Annotated in this window: 4 protein-coding genes and 4 pseudogenes; 6 read left to right on the forward strand and 2 right to left on the reverse strand. The window is 53.8% G+C overall.

The features are described from left to right. Window positions 1–410: 410 nt before the first annotated feature. From KQH60_RS07495 to KQH60_RS07505, 4 genes and pseudogenes are all read left to right on the forward strand, one after another. Window positions 411–8,024 carry a non-ribosomal peptide synthetase gene (locus tag KQH60_RS07495; RefSeq protein ID WP_237575862.1) on the forward strand — a complete coding sequence of 2,538 codons (7,614 nt, stop codon included), beginning with the start codon at window positions 411–413 and terminating at the stop codon, window positions 8,022–8,024. A 434-nt stretch (window positions 8,025–8,458) separates the two neighbouring features. Continuing rightward, window positions 8,459–8,614 (forward strand): annotated as a pseudogene (locus KQH60_RS07500) (IS3 family transposase); the annotation flags it as partial. Between the two features lie 102 nt (window positions 8,615–8,716). After that, complete coding sequence (locus KQH60_RS14830) at window positions 8,717–8,848, forward strand: hypothetical protein (protein ID WP_255779061.1); 132 nt, start codon at window positions 8,717–8,719, stop codon at window positions 8,846–8,848. 168 nt (window positions 8,849–9,016) lie between these two features. Continuing rightward, on the forward strand, window positions 9,017–9,592 hold the full coding sequence (locus KQH60_RS07505; protein ID WP_237575863.1) for a lysis system i-spanin subunit Rz: 576 nt from the start codon (window positions 9,017–9,019) through the stop codon (window positions 9,590–9,592). 197 nt (window positions 9,593–9,789) lie between these two features. Here KQH60_RS07505 and KQH60_RS07510 read toward each other — a convergent pair. Continuing rightward, window positions 9,790–10,582: pseudogene (locus KQH60_RS07510) on the reverse strand (ISNCY family transposase); the annotation flags it as partial. A gap of 159 nt (window positions 10,583–10,741) precedes the next feature. Here KQH60_RS07510 and KQH60_RS07515 point away from each other — a divergent pair. Both KQH60_RS07515 and KQH60_RS07520 read left to right on the forward strand, forming a co-directional pair. Next, window positions 10,742–11,670: pseudogene (locus KQH60_RS07515) on the forward strand (IS110 family transposase). A gap of 463 nt (window positions 11,671–12,133) precedes the next feature. After that, entirely contained in the window at window positions 12,134–12,769 is a 636-nt protein-coding gene (locus tag KQH60_RS07520; protein WP_237575864.1) for a hypothetical protein, read from the forward strand. A gap of 87 nt (window positions 12,770–12,856) precedes the next feature. Here the strand turns inward: KQH60_RS07520 and KQH60_RS07525 are convergent. Continuing rightward, a pseudogene (locus KQH60_RS07525) lies at window positions 12,857–14,368 on the reverse strand (SpoVR family protein); the annotation flags it as partial. Between the last annotated feature and the right edge of the window lie 11 nt (window positions 14,369–14,379).

Raw genomic sequence — 14,379 nt, forward strand, 5'->3', positions numbered from 1 at the left:
CTTTAATGCGTTACGCATTTGAGAAATGGCTTGCATGAGCGGAAATATATTAAATTCCCTGAATTTTAATCGTAACCTGATGCATTACAGCGTCCGACTGAAGGTGCGATATTTTATAGAATTTAGATGATTTTATAAGTGGGTAAGTAATTGTTGCATTTTTAAACGGATCGGCGGGCAGCAAAACAGAGAGTGAAATGTTGATTTGATAAGCAAGGAATAACGCCAGCTTCAATTGCACAATCAATGTCGGTCTCAACGGGTTAAGCGGCAGTGTAAAGCAGGTTTACATCTGAGCAGGAAGTGCTGCACTCATCATCGAATGCGCGTGTGCCACAATGAAATGCGTGGCGCACGCTGGATGCTAAGTGGTCAACCCATTCCTTTATATTAGAAAATTGCAAATTGATATGAATGATAGAATTTCTGAGCTTGAAACTTCCGGCCCAACTGAAGTGGTTCATTCCTTTTCATCCGGAGCGCAAAGTCATGCGCTACAGACTAACGAGCATTCGGCTCCATTGCGCCGGTGTGCAATGGTGGGCAGCACTACATTAGCTGTACACTGTGCGCAGCAACTTGTTGCCTCAGGGTATGTCATCCAAGTGGTATTGACAACCGACGCAGTGTTAAAAACCTGGGCAGCTCATGAGGGGATTCTTTGTGTCGATACGGTCGATGCGTTAAACACCCACATCAAACAGTATCCTGTAGAGTGGCTATTTTCGGTTGTCAATCCGTTTATTCTGCCAGCGCCACTCATTGAGAAAATCCGCAATGGCGCGTTTAATTACCACGATGCGCCATTGCCCCGTTATGCAGGCACTCATGCCACTTCCTGGGCGTTATTGGCTCATGAGCCTCATTACGCGATTACCTGGCATTACCTTACCGCTGCGGTGGATGCCGGGGATATTGCAGTCCAACGTCCTGTCGCAATCGATGCAGACGAGACCGCACTGACATTAAACCTAAAATGCTATCAGGCAGCGCAAGAAGGTTTTAATGAATTGTTGTCAGGTTTGAGCCAACGCTCATTAATCGTACGCTCGCAAGATCCAACCCAGCGCAGCTTCTATGCCAAACACCGTCGTCCTCCGGGCGGCGCCTATTTGCGCTGGACGAGTTCAGCTCGGGATTTATCTGCATTGGTACGCGCGTTGACGTTTGGCGAGCTTTATCTCAATCCGTTGGGCTGTCCGAAGTTGTTGCTTCAACAAGGTACGGTACAGGTGGCTCGAGTCACGAGACTGGATCAGCGCTCGAGCACTGTGGCAGGTACGGTGATTAGCGTCAAGCCCCATGCCTGGCAAATCTCGACAGGTAGCGAAGATGTGTTGGTTAGTGGCTTTTCCACCCTCGAGGGGGAGCCTTTGCCTGCACAGGATTTAGCAATACAGTCAGGCATTAGTCAAGGCGATAGACTACCCGAGCTGGCCCAAGAACAATCCGATTCGATCACTGAGATTCATGAAAGGTTGGCACCCCATGAAGCTTTCTGGCAACAACGCTTGGCATGCCTACAGCCTTTACAGTTGCCTTTTGAACAACGTGAACATAGCACCGAACCTAAATGGGCGGCGAGCGCATGGTGCCTGCCCTTGCAAGAGAAAGATGCATCGAATCAGCCAGCGACAGCGCTACTTACTGTATTGGCGATTTATCTGGCTCGTCTGACGGCGCAAACGCAATTTCAGATTGGCTGGCACGTCAATGACGCCCACAACTCGTTGGAGGCCCTCGCTTGTTTGGCGTCAGTGGTGCCCATGGACATCGTGGCAGAGTTAGATGAGCCTTTTGCCAAAAATATGGTCAACATTAAGGCAGAGTGCGCTCGCCTTGAGAAACATCATACATTTGTGCGCGACCTAGTCGCCCGTTCCCCAGTACTTCGAGATTTGCCCGCCTTGCGAGCAAAACATCCTTGGCCAGTGGCAGTGTCTGTATTACTCGATGACACGCAGCCTTATCTTATTTATAGCACGGACGCAGTTGGTACGCTGATAACGCTTCAAATTAATTCACTCGGAGCATTTCGCTGGGTATATGATGCCAACCGTTTGGATGTCGTTCAGGTTCAGCGTATCAGTGAGCATTTACGCGAGTTGGGCCATGCGTCGCTAAGTGCCGATAATGCTGACATGCCAGCTAAAAAACTGAACTTACTGCCAGCAGCCGAGCGAGAACTGTTGCTAAACACATGGAACGCAACGGAACGAGATTACCCAGCACATTTGTGTATCCATCAGTTGTTCGAGGCGCAGGTGGTTCGACTACCCGAGGCTACGGCACTGGTGCATGAAGGCCAAGCGCTTAACTATACTGAACTTAATGCTCGGGCGAATCGCTTGGCGCATCAGTTGATCGAGTTGGGCGTGAAGCCCGATGAGCGGGTGGCGATTTGCGTGGAACGCAGCCCTGCAATGGTGGTGGGATTGCTGGCGGCTTTGAAGGCTGGAAGCGCCTATGTGCCGCTGGATCCGGCGTATCCGAAAGAGCGGCTCGCGCACATCTTGCAAGATGCGGCACCGCAGATCGTGTTGGCCGATGCATTGGGGCGCGCCGCGCTGGATGATGCGGCACTGGCCAACCGTACCGTGGTGGATCCGAACACACTGTTCGATCAGCCTGACACGAATCCGCAGGTACCGGGCCTAAATTCAAGTCATTTGGCGTATGTAGTCTATACGTCGGGTTCCACTGGTACGCCTAAGGGCGTGATGGCGCATCATCAAGGCGTGGTCCGGCTGGTCCGAGAAACCGATTACATACAGGTTGAGCCGAAAGCGGTCTTCGCGTTTGCGTCGAACATAGCATTCGATGCAGCGACTTTCGAAATTTGGGCACCCCTATTAAACGGAGCCCGCATCGAGATTCTTGATCGGGAAAGCTTACTTTCTCCGTCTGCCCTAGCTCGTAAACTTAAACAGCGTGGGGTGACAGTGCTCTTTTTGACAACGGCGCTTTTTAACCAAATTGCTAAAGAACAGGCTGATGCATTTAGTGATCTGCATTATCTGTTATTCGGAGGAGAGGCGGCAGATGCCCAATGTGTGTCCCGCGTTTTGGAGGAAGCAAAACCGCAGCACTTGCTGCATGTGTATGGGCCAACGGAAACGGTGACCTATGCGAGTTGGCATGAAGTGCGCAGTGTCACTCCGGGTCGGAGTATTCCGATTGGCCGACCGATTGCGAACACGAGCATTTACTTGCTCGATGCCTACGGTCAGCCGGTGCCGCTGGGTGCGGTCGGCGAATTGTATATCGGCGGCGCAGGTGTTTCTCGCGGCTATCTGAACCGGCCGGATCTCACGGCCGAGCGCTTTGTGCCTGATCCGTTTTCAGCTACCCTTAATGCCCGGATGTACAAGACGGGCGATTTAGCGCGTTATTTGCCCGATGGCAATTTAGAGTTCCTAGGTCGCAACGACCATCAGGTCAAGATTCGTGGCTTTCGGATTGAATTGGGCGAGATCGAGGCTTGCTTGGCCCAACATGCACAGGTACGCGACGCGGTAGTGTTGGCGCTGGGCGATGACAGCAAAAAGCGTCTGGTGGCGTATGTGGTGGCGGAGGCTGATGAAGCGCTGTCCAGCACCTTGCGCGCACATGTTTCTGCGAGTTTGCCTGAGTACATGGTGCCCAGCGCATTCGTGCGGCTCAATACGTTGCCGCTGACGCCAAACGGCAAGCTCGATCGGCGCGCACTGCCAGTGCCGGATGCGGAGGCATTCGCGCGTCAAGCGTATGAGGCGCCACAGGGCAAGCTCGAGACCACGCTGGCTCAAATCTGGTCTGAACTGCTCGGTGTCGAACGCGTGGGCCGTCACGACAGCTTCTTCGCGCTCGGCGGGCATTCGCTGCTCGCTGTGCAGATGATTGAACGTCTCAGACGCCTCGACCTTACCGTATCGGTACGCACACTATTCAACACGCCCACACTCAGCAAGCTGGCCCAATCGCTAGGCCAACACTGTGAAGTGGCCGTGCCGCCCAATCTCATTACACTCGAGACTGCAACGCTGACCCCCCAGTTGCTGCCATTGATCAACCTTAGCCAGACTGACATTGACCGGATTGTCCAACAGGTCCCAGGTGGCGTCGCAAATATCCAAGACATTTATGCGTTGTCGCCGATGCAGGACGGTATTTTATTTCACCATCTGCTATCGACCGATGGCGATCCGTATCTGTTGATCGCCCAAATGGCTTTTGATGACAGGGCGACGCTCGACCGTTACTTGAATGCGGTCCAACAAGTGGTTAATCGACACGATATTCTGCGTACCGCGTTTTTCTGGGAAGGCCTATCCACCCCTGCGCAGGTCGTTTGGCGTCACGCGCCGTTGTCAATCACCGAACTCGCTCTCGATCCGGACGAGGGACCGATCACTGAACAATTGGCCCAACGGTTCGATCCCCGGCAACACTGTCTTGATCTGACCCAAGCTCCGTTGTTGCGGTTTATGGTTACGCAGAACAATGACGGTCGTTGGTTGCTGGTTCAGCTATTGCACCATCTAGTTCACGACCACTCGACGCTAGAAGTCATGCACGCGGAAGTCAAGGCCTTTATCGAAGGTCGGGGCGATATGCTGCCACCCGCACAGCCGTTTCGCAACTTGGTTGCGCAAGCGTACCTGGGCGTATCAAAAGTCGAGCACGAGCGTTTCTTTACCGAGATGCTTGCCGACGTGGAAGAACCGACGCTGCCGTTCGGACTGGCCAACGTGCATCACGACGGCACTCAAATTACCGAGGCACGCCAAAGGCTACCGCAGGCTTTAAATGATCGGTTGCGCGCCCAAGCCAAACGGTTAGACGTCAGTTTAGCCAGTTTGTGTCATCTGGCCTGGGCGCAGGTGCTCGCCCGCGCAAGTGGACAGCGACGTGTGGTATTTGGCACTGTGTTGTTTGGACGGATGCACGCAGGCGACGGCGCAGACAGCGCAATGGGGCTATTTGTCAATACATTGCCGTTGCGCGTGGATTTAGACAGTGACAACGTTGCAGATAGTGTGCGAAACACGCAAGCGCGGCTGGCTGCGCTGCTCGAGCATGAACATGCGTCGCTGACGCTTGCACAACGCTGCAGTAGTGTACTAGCGGGTACACCACTTTTTAGTGCGCTGTTGAACTACCGCCACGATGCAATACAGACGGTCGAGAGCGAAACGACGTCCGGCATTGAATTCCTAAGTTTTGAGGAACGTACCAATTATCCTCTTATAATGTCGGTGGACGATTTTGGCACTGCGCTGGGATTGGCAGCTCAAATTGCACAACCGTTCGATCCTGCCCGCATATGCGGTTATATGCAACAGGCACTGGAGAGCTTAGTCGAAGGGCTCGAATACACGCCCGATATGCCAGTTTGGCAATTGGGAATATTATCCAGCGAGGAACGAGAACATTTGCTCAAAACGTGGAATGCGACTGCAAAGCCGTATCCAAAGCACATGTGTATCCACCAGCTGTTCGAAGCCCAGGTGGAATGCACGCCGCAGGCCACCGCACTGGTATGCGACGAGCAAACACTCAGCTATGCACAATTGAATGCTCAGGCCAACCGCCTTGCACATCGTCTGATCGAACTGGGCGTTCAACCAGACGTGCGTGTCGCAATTTGTGTAGAACGCAGCCTTGCAATGGTCGTGGGGTTGCTCGCGATCTTAAAGGCGGGTGGCGCTTATGTGCCGCTTGACCCAGGGCATCCCTCTGAGCGCCTTGCCTATTGCCTGAAAGATGCGGCACCAGCAATTCTGCTGGCCGATGCGGCTGGCCGTGCCGCATTGGGCAATATAACGCTCCATTCGCTGACCGTGCTCGATCCGGCTGTGTTGCCAGAATCCTCCAGCATCAACCCCAATGTTCCCGAGCTGACCTCTCGTCATCTCGCGTATGTGATTTATACATCCGGCTCGACCGGTGCTCCGAAGGGTGTGATGATCGAGCATGCACAAATTGTGCGCCTTTTTGAAACCCAACCCTCTACAGAAAATCAAGCACTGGCAAGCTCTCAACGGGCGTATAGCTTAACGCCTACTGATCGTGTTTTGCAAAAAACACCTTTTAGTTTTGACGTTTCTCTCTGGGAAATTTTCTGGCCCTTAATGAACGGCGCTACGCTTGTGGTAGCGGCACCGGACGCGCACAAAGATCCGTTTGCACTAGTGGATTTGATTATAAGGCAGCGAATCACCACCGTTCACTTTGTGCCGTCCATGCTTCGTATTTTTTTGAACAGTGGAAGCATCCAACACTGTACGTCTTTAAAGCAATTAATTTGCAGTGGAGAAGCGTTGTCAAGTGCAGATATTCAAATTTGCCGAGCACTGCTTCCCCAGGTGCAACTGCATAATTTGTATGGTCCCACCGAAACCTCTATTGGCACAACGGTTTGGAGCTGCCCAGTAACATGGACAGAAGGACAGGTTTCGATTGGTCGACCGATTGCGAATACGCGAATCTACCTGCTCGACGCTCGTGGCCAGCCAGTGCCATTAGGTGCAGTGGGCGAATTATATATTGGCGGAGAAGGCGTGGCACGCGGTTATCTGAACCGTCCGCAGCTTACCGCAGAACGCTTTGTACATGATCCATTCTCGGATCAACCCGATGCACGCATGTACAAGACGGGGGACTTAGCACGCTACTTGCCCGACGGCAATTTGGTGTTCCTGGGCCGCAACGACCATCAGGTCAAAATTCGTGGCTTCCGAATTGAATTGGGTGAAATCGAGGCATGCCTGGTTCGGCATGCGCAGGTACGCGATGCGGTGGTACTGGCGACAGGCGAGGATCAGGATAAACGCTTAGTAGCTTATGTGATAGCGGATGCAGACGAACAACTGGCCAACACGCTCCGCATACATCTAGCCGATAGCTTGCCTGAGTACATGGTGCCCAGTGCGTTCGTACAACTTAATGCGTTTCCACTCACGCCGAGCGGCAAGCTGGATCGTCGCGCGTTGCCGGCACCTGACACGGGGGCCATCGCGCTTCAAAAATATGAAGCGCCACAGGGCCAACTCGAGACTACGCTTGCTGAGGTCTGGGGCGAATTGCTGGGCGTGGAGCGAGTAGGGCGTCAGGACAGCTTCTTCGCGCTCGGGGGGCATTCACTGCTCGCTATTCGGATGATTGAACGCATCCGCATGACATTGGGTATTGAGATTACTATTCTCTCACTGTTTGAAACGCCCACCATCGCGGGACTGGTACAGCGCTTATTCCAACGAACGGGTATTCGCGATGACGCATTCGCTGTTTTGCTGCCTATTCAACCCAATGGCACCCGGCCACCTCTTTTTTGCGTTCACCCTGTCAGTGGTTTGAGCTGGCTCTATAGGAATTTGACAAATTACTTAGGTGCTGATCAACCCATCTATGGCTTACAAGCCCGAGGACTCAATGGCGCGTCACCACTTGCGCAAACAATCGATGAAATGGCGGCGGACTACATCAAGCAAATTCGCCGCATTCAGCGTAACGGACCGTACCATCTGCTAGGGTGGTCTTTCGGTGGCAATGTAGTTCATAGTATGGCGGCGCAGCTAGAGAAACAAGGTGAAAGTGTGGCGTTGCTGGCTTTGCTGGATAGCTATCCAGATTATGCTCAGCGGGTCGATGATCCAGAGAAGATTCAAAAGGAATTTTATATCGAGCTACTGACCCGGTATGGGAATGACAGCATTCCCAATGTGGGGGAATATTTATGGGACAAAACTCAGGATGTTATCAAAAATAATCATCTTCTTTTAAAAGAAGCTTCAATACCTATCTATTGTGGTAAAGCTCTGTTTTTTTATGCAACGATAGCGGAAGATGATTCAATTCCGCTAGCCTCTCCTGATCTGTGGAAACCTTATATTCTTAAAAATATTGAAATATGCAATATACATTGCAAACATAGAGACATGGGGGGGCCGGGACCATCCACCGAAATTGGTCAGATTCTGGCCCAGAGGTTGGGGAGTCTATATGTCAGCGCGAATTCCAACGCATCTGACGTGAGCGGGTGAAGAAGCATGAGCGAGTGAAGAAGCTCACAATTGCGTCCGCAACCACGAACTTGCGGACGCAATCCATGATGAGGTTCGTCAGCGTCCGCTTGGCCGTTCCGGCATCCAGCTGGTTGTTACTCGGCTTCGACCGCCGCCGCGACACGGGACCTTGCGGTCCGTGTTCGCGTAGCGTTCAACCAGACGGCGAATCTGTCGTGTCGTCAACTTGAGTCGTTGCGCCGCGCGCCACGGCTTGAGTTTCCCGGCCACCACATCGCCCAAGATGCAAAGGGACACGAGGTATTGCGTAAGAAGCTTTCGCGGGCACAGCTACTGCCGTTCTTCAGCAATTTCAAGGCGGTTACCGTATTTTGGCATCGTTGTTCCTCTATTAAAGGCCACGCTACGCAGGCTGCCTGATGCGCTTCTTCTTCATTCTGTGAATTTCCTCAACGAGACAATCCGTCGAACTAGCGACGCTAGAATGGGTGACATGGTATAACCATCATCGGCTGAGGGAACCACTCGGCTATATCTCACCCGCTGAAGCTGAGGCAAACTACTACAGGCAACTCAGAAATACCGCTGACGTGCCCGTATTAACTTAAACCAACCGGCCTCCATGATTCCCGGCGCGGTTCACAAGACAGTGCGATGTCCGATGATTTTTGCATTATTGTGCGCATCAACAACGTGTCCATGATGACGTCATGATCGCACTTAATTTAGCGATGTCAAGTGCATTGTTTCATGGCGGCTTGCTTTTAAAGCAGGGCAGCTGTGCCTGCATTGCTAACTCTTTCAATGATGGCGGTTCAATTCATGATTTGTTTGGACAATGAGATAAATGCGGTATATAGTGTTTTTGTCTTTTTCAGCCCGTCTAGCGTTCCGGCTGCATGAGTACATGGGATAGGTTTAGTACACAGGCAGGAGCAGAAACCTTTGTAGGATAGCAGTCGACGTGCCTTAGGCGGGGAACACAGCTGCCGCAGGTCAAGGAGAGTGCAATGCAGCATTTGCTGAGATGGATCGCACCCTATGGTGTTCTATTCATTGTAGGGATTGCGTTGGGTTGGGGCATGAGCTCGGTCATCGCTGGTAGACGGCTGGCTGAAGAACAAGCTGTGCGAGCCCGGGATCATGAGCAGCATGCCGAACAAATGAAAGCGATTTCAGACGCAGCCTTGGCCGCGCAACAGAAAGCGACCGCTGTGAGCGAGATCCAAGCCCGCAGGATCGAAACGCTGGATGCACAACTGAGTCAGGAGCGCCAAGCCCATGAAAATGAAAATCAACGTCTGCGCGATGCTCTTGCTGCCGGCACTGAGCGGCTGCGTGTCGCCGTCATCAACTGTTCAACCCCTAGCCGCGGCGTGTCCGACTTTGCCTCCACCACCGGAATGGGCAATGGTTCCCCCACCTACGCAGACCTCGACCCAACGGTTGCAGAACGCATTTTCCGGGTCGCTGACGACGACCAACGAGAAATAGATAAGCTCAAGGCCTTGCAAGCTTACGTGTGCACGGTGCGACCTGAAACCGCAGAGTGTTCCGTGACCGGGCTTCAGTCGACGGTACCATGACAAAGTGTCTTAAACGACTGCTCACCAATTAAGCGAAATGCGTTGGTTGCCGAGATGGACCGCCCAAACAATGTCCATGCGATACGTAGGCATAGCCCGAACAGCTGGATACCGGATACGCGAACGTATAGCAAGGGTAGAGCATGACGTGGTAGCGGCTCGCGCCATGTGAGCACGAGATCAAGAATCTCGCATGTGTTGTAAGCCGCGATGAAGGAGGGTGCATAAGCATTGGCCTGGGCCACCGTGCTGATGCCACGCAGCCGCAGCTCCTTGACCAATCGGTCCTGCAACGTCAAGTGTGCGCGTTCCACGCGCCCCTTGGCTGAACTGCTGTTCGCGCAGAACGCTCGCTTTGTCACTGTACAGCGCGCTAGGCTTGCCGTGGCGTTCGATGTAGGCCCGCGTCGCCTCAAAGTAGCTAAAGGTCGATTCAGTGGCCGTGAAGTGCAGATGCATCAGCCGGCTCGTCGCATCGTCCACGTACACTAGCAACGTGCATTGTGGCGCTCGATCCTCAAACCACGCATGTTCGCTGCCGTCGATCTGCACCAACTCGCCCAGGCATGCGCGCCGTGCTCGCGGCTGATAGACTTTTGGCGGACGCTGCCGTCGTGGCACCCACAAGCCGGCCTCTGTCATCAGCCGGCGAACCGTCTCCTTGGCCAGTCGAATACCGTGGCATTCCCACAGCTTCTCGCAGGCCAGCGTCGGCCCGAAATCGGCATAGCGCTCTCGGATGATCGAGAGCGTGCGCTCGGCTATTTTGGCATCTAACCGGTTGTTGCTCAGTTTCGACCGCCGCCGCGACACGAGACCTTGCGGGCCGTGTTCGCGTAGTCGTTCGACCAGACGACGAATCTGTCGGGTTGTCAACTCGAGTCGTTGCGCCGCGCGCCACGGCTTGAGTTTGCCCTCCACCACATCCTGAATGACCCTGAGTCGGTCTAGCTCACGCATCGTCATGGTTATCCGCTTGGTCGTTGCCATCGAACCCTCCGGCACTGGATTGCCAGCCGCCGGTTAGCTTACGATGGACCGAAAAGCGGACATCTGAACTTAGCCCAAAGCGGACATAATGAGATGGCCAGCCCGATCCCAGCGATCGTTCTACCATGAGAGGTTCGGGCCAACGTAGAGGAGGGCGCCATGAATGAGGTCACGCTGATCGGCATCGATTTGGGCAAGCATGTTTTTCATCTGCACGCGCAAGATGGAAGGGACATGAGGTATTGCGCAAGAAGCTTTCGCGGGCACAGCTACTGCTGTTCTTCAGCAATTTCAAGGCGGTTACCGTAGTCATGGAGGCGTGCGCCGGCTCGCACTGGTTGGCACGTAAGCTTAACGAAATGGGCCATGTTGCCAGGCATGCGCTTCGTCGAGCCTCGAACGCAAGCGCAGCAGCTTCTGGCCGCCCTGCATCGGGTCCGCGAGAGCCTCGTGGTCGAACGTACGGCCACTATTAACCGGATTCACGCAATTTTGCTCGAGTTTGACATCGTTGTTCCTCTATCAAGGCCACGCTACGCAGGCTGCCTGATGCGCTTACGGTGCATGATTTGCCGCCGCGGTTAATCCAGCTTATCTACCGACTTCATTCTCACTATCTTTACCTCGATCAGCAGGTTGATGACGTCGAGCGAGAACTGACGGTACAGCTTCGCGAAGACGAGAACGCAACTCGGCTGCTGTCAATTCCAGGGATCGGCGCCATCACAGCGAGTCTGCTGGTTTCGCAGATCGGCAACGTCGCGCAGTTTGAGGGCGGTAGAAACTTTGCAGCCTTAATCGGGCTGGTGCCACGGCAGCACAGCACAGGTGGCCGAAGTATCCTGTGTGGAATAAGCAAGCGTGGCGACAAGCATTTACGCCACCTGCTCGTGCAAGGCGCCCGAGCGGTCATACAGCGTGCAGACCAACGAACCGACCGGCTCGGTGAGTGGATTAGGTCAATGCTGACACGACGGCACGCGAACGTAGTAGCGTGCGCCGTCGCCAACAAGCTCGCGCGAATCGCTTGGACGGTGCTGACAAAACACACCACTTACGATGCATCGCGCCTGAAGCTTGCGGGCTGATTTTTCGTATTGCCCCAACCAGGTTTTGCGACTGCTGTAACTCTGATGATTCAACGGCACAGCGACCGGACGAAGAACCTGACAAGTTGTACAGCTCTTAGCAGCTGCCGACATTTTGAGGATCGACCGGTGCGGTTTTCATCGTGGAACGAGGTTCAACCTCAGATTCCGGATAGATTTGCGCAAGCCAAAGACGTCAGAACCAGAGGTTGCAAAATTCGGGCTGGCCATAGATTACAACGTAGCCGCTACAGTCCTAAAATGCGATAATTCACGTTATGTAAAATTATGATGTTGACGACTCCACGCAACATGCCACGGCGCTAATTGGGTGCCATAGACTGGCTGGACCAGCAAAGCAAGCGGCTATTCGGGAATCCACTCCACACTTCGCTTTTAAGCCCTCGATCATAACTATCGTGCGTATTGTCAATGTCATACAGGCTTGCTCTTGCGAGGGAAAATGCGTATCAGTGATTTGCTGAACCCGGCGAGCGTCTCACCACGCGCCCAAGAGGGAAAACAGAAAGAAGCCAACGTGCAACCGAGAAACTTACAGTCTAATGCCCGCTTAGACACGCTCGGAGATCGCGATGGCCGTATTACCAAAAGAAAGAAAAGCGCTGACTCCACTCAATCCACCATTAAGCAGATGTCGGGTCGATTTGCGCTGAAATCGTCTAGTCAGGCCGGTGCGACGGCGTCATCAAACAGAAGCGCAGGTGACCCCGCTCTCTTGGTACTGGATTTTACGCCGAAGCGGCCTCGCTCAAAAACTGAAGAATTGATCAGGATACTTCGTCAGCGTAGTTCTGCCCCCCAGGTGGCGAAGAAGTATGTAGCCCAATTGCGCCATTTTGCAAAATGGGCCGCGGAAGATCCAAGTCGAGAAAAGCTGGATGATGTAATAAACTCGGAATTAACGCCAAAGCATCAGCCTGTTATCCAAGCTTGGCGGAACGATCCACACAACGCTTACGCTCGCGAAGGTTATGCCGCGTTTAATGCCTTACGGGCAGTGCACGGTAAAACGGTGGATCCACCACGCAAAGCGCCCCCACAACCTTACGATACAGTGGTGAACCTAAACGACTCTTAACGGCAAGCCTGCCCCTGTGGATTGGCTGCTGGCCGTTGGAACCGCTTTGCCGCGCGCCGGTTTGGGCGGTAAAGCGGCCTGCCCGACCTAGGCTCGCACCGCTGGCGCGACGTAAGGACATTCGTAGCGACGTCGCACCGTGCCGTTCTCATCGACGCTTTCCAGGCGCACATTAAACTGCCACAGCCGTGCCATGTGTTTAAGCACCTCTTCGGTGTCGCTGGCCAGATGTCGATTGTCGGTCATGAAGTGACGCAACGTGAGACTGCGATCACCTCGTGTATTCACTGACCATACTTGGATATTGGGCTCGCGGTGATGGATATCATACTGACGCGAAAGCGCTTGCCGGACGTATTGGTAGCCACTTTCGTCATGGATCGCGGAGATTTCCAACGCCTCTTTTGAATCGTCGTCCAGAATCGAGAACAACCGCATGCCCCGGATTAATGACGGCGACAAATATTGGGCAACAAAGCTCTCATCCTTGAAGTTGCGCATCGCATAGTCGAGCGCCTCGAGCCACGGGCTGCCCGCCAAGTCCGGAAACCACCGCCGATCCTCGTCGGTTGGCTGCTCACAGATGCGGCGAATATCCGCCATCATCGAAAACCCCAGCGCATACGGGTTGATCCCGCTGTAATACGGTTTGGTCACCGGTGGCTGATAGACGACATTGCTGTGCGAATGCAGGAACTCGAGCATGAAGCCGTCAGCCAGCTTGCCTTCGTTGTACAGCGTATTGAGCAGTGTGTAGTGCCAGAAGCAGGCCCAGCCTTCATTCATCACCTGGGTTTGCCGCTGCGGATAGAAGTACTGTCCGACCTTGCGCACGATTCGTATGACTTCACGTTCCCAAGGCTCTAATAGCGGCGCATTCTTTTCGGCAAAATACAACAGGTTTTCCTGCGGCTCGGGTGGATAGCGGGTGTCATCCGCGTCGTCCACGGTTTCGGGCTTGGAGTGCGCTGGCAGTGTGCGCCATAATTCGTTAACCTGCGTCTGCAAATACGCGTCGCGCTCGCGTTGCCGTTCTAGTTCCCGCTGTAAGGACAGCTTTTGGGGACGCTTATAGCGGTCCACGCCGTAGTGCATCAGTGCATGGCATGAATCGAGCAACTCCTCGACGCGGTCCAGGCCGTAGCGCTCCTCGCATTCGGCAATGTAGTGCTTGGCATAAACTAGATAATCGATGATCGCGTGAGCGTCGGTCCACAGTCGGAATAGATAATTGCCCTTAAAGAACGAATTGTGGCCGTAGGCCGCATGCGCGATCACAAGTGCCTGCATCGTCATCGTATTTTCTTCCATCAGATAGGCGATGCAGGGATTCGAATTGATGACGATTTCGTAGGCCAGTCCCATCTGGCCGCGCCGATAGCTTTTTTCGGTCGCAAGGAAGTGCTTGCCGAAAGACCAGTGCCGGTAATTGACCGGCATGCCAACCGATGCATACGCATCCATCATCTGCTCGGCACTGATCAATTCCAACTGGATCGGATAGGTGTCGAGCTTGTAGTGCTCTGCCACGCGCGCAATTTCAGCGTCATAGCGCTCGATTAGCTCGAAGGTCCAATCCGACGGGTTCGGCAATGGCCGGTGACCCTGGC

The sequence above is a fragment of the Mycetohabitans sp. B8 genome (assembly GCF_021991875.1).
Classification (GTDB): domain Bacteria; phylum Pseudomonadota; class Gammaproteobacteria; order Burkholderiales; family Burkholderiaceae; genus Mycetohabitans.

Excerpts from the sequence above, each read along its gene's own strand:
- KQH60_RS07495 (WP_237575862.1), top strand. The coding sequence starts at position 411 with ATGAATGATAGAATTTCTGAGCTTGAAACTTCCGGCCCAACTGAAGTG.
- KQH60_RS14830 (WP_255779061.1), top strand. The coding sequence starts at position 8,717 with ATGATCGCACTTAATTTAGCGATGTCAAGTGCATTGTTTCATGGCGGC.
- KQH60_RS07505 (WP_237575863.1), top strand. The coding sequence starts at position 9,017 with ATGCAGCATTTGCTGAGATGGATCGCACCCTATGGTGTTCTATTCATT.
- KQH60_RS07520 (WP_237575864.1), top strand. The coding sequence starts at position 12,134 with ATGCGTATCAGTGATTTGCTGAACCCGGCGAGCGTCTCACCACGCGCC.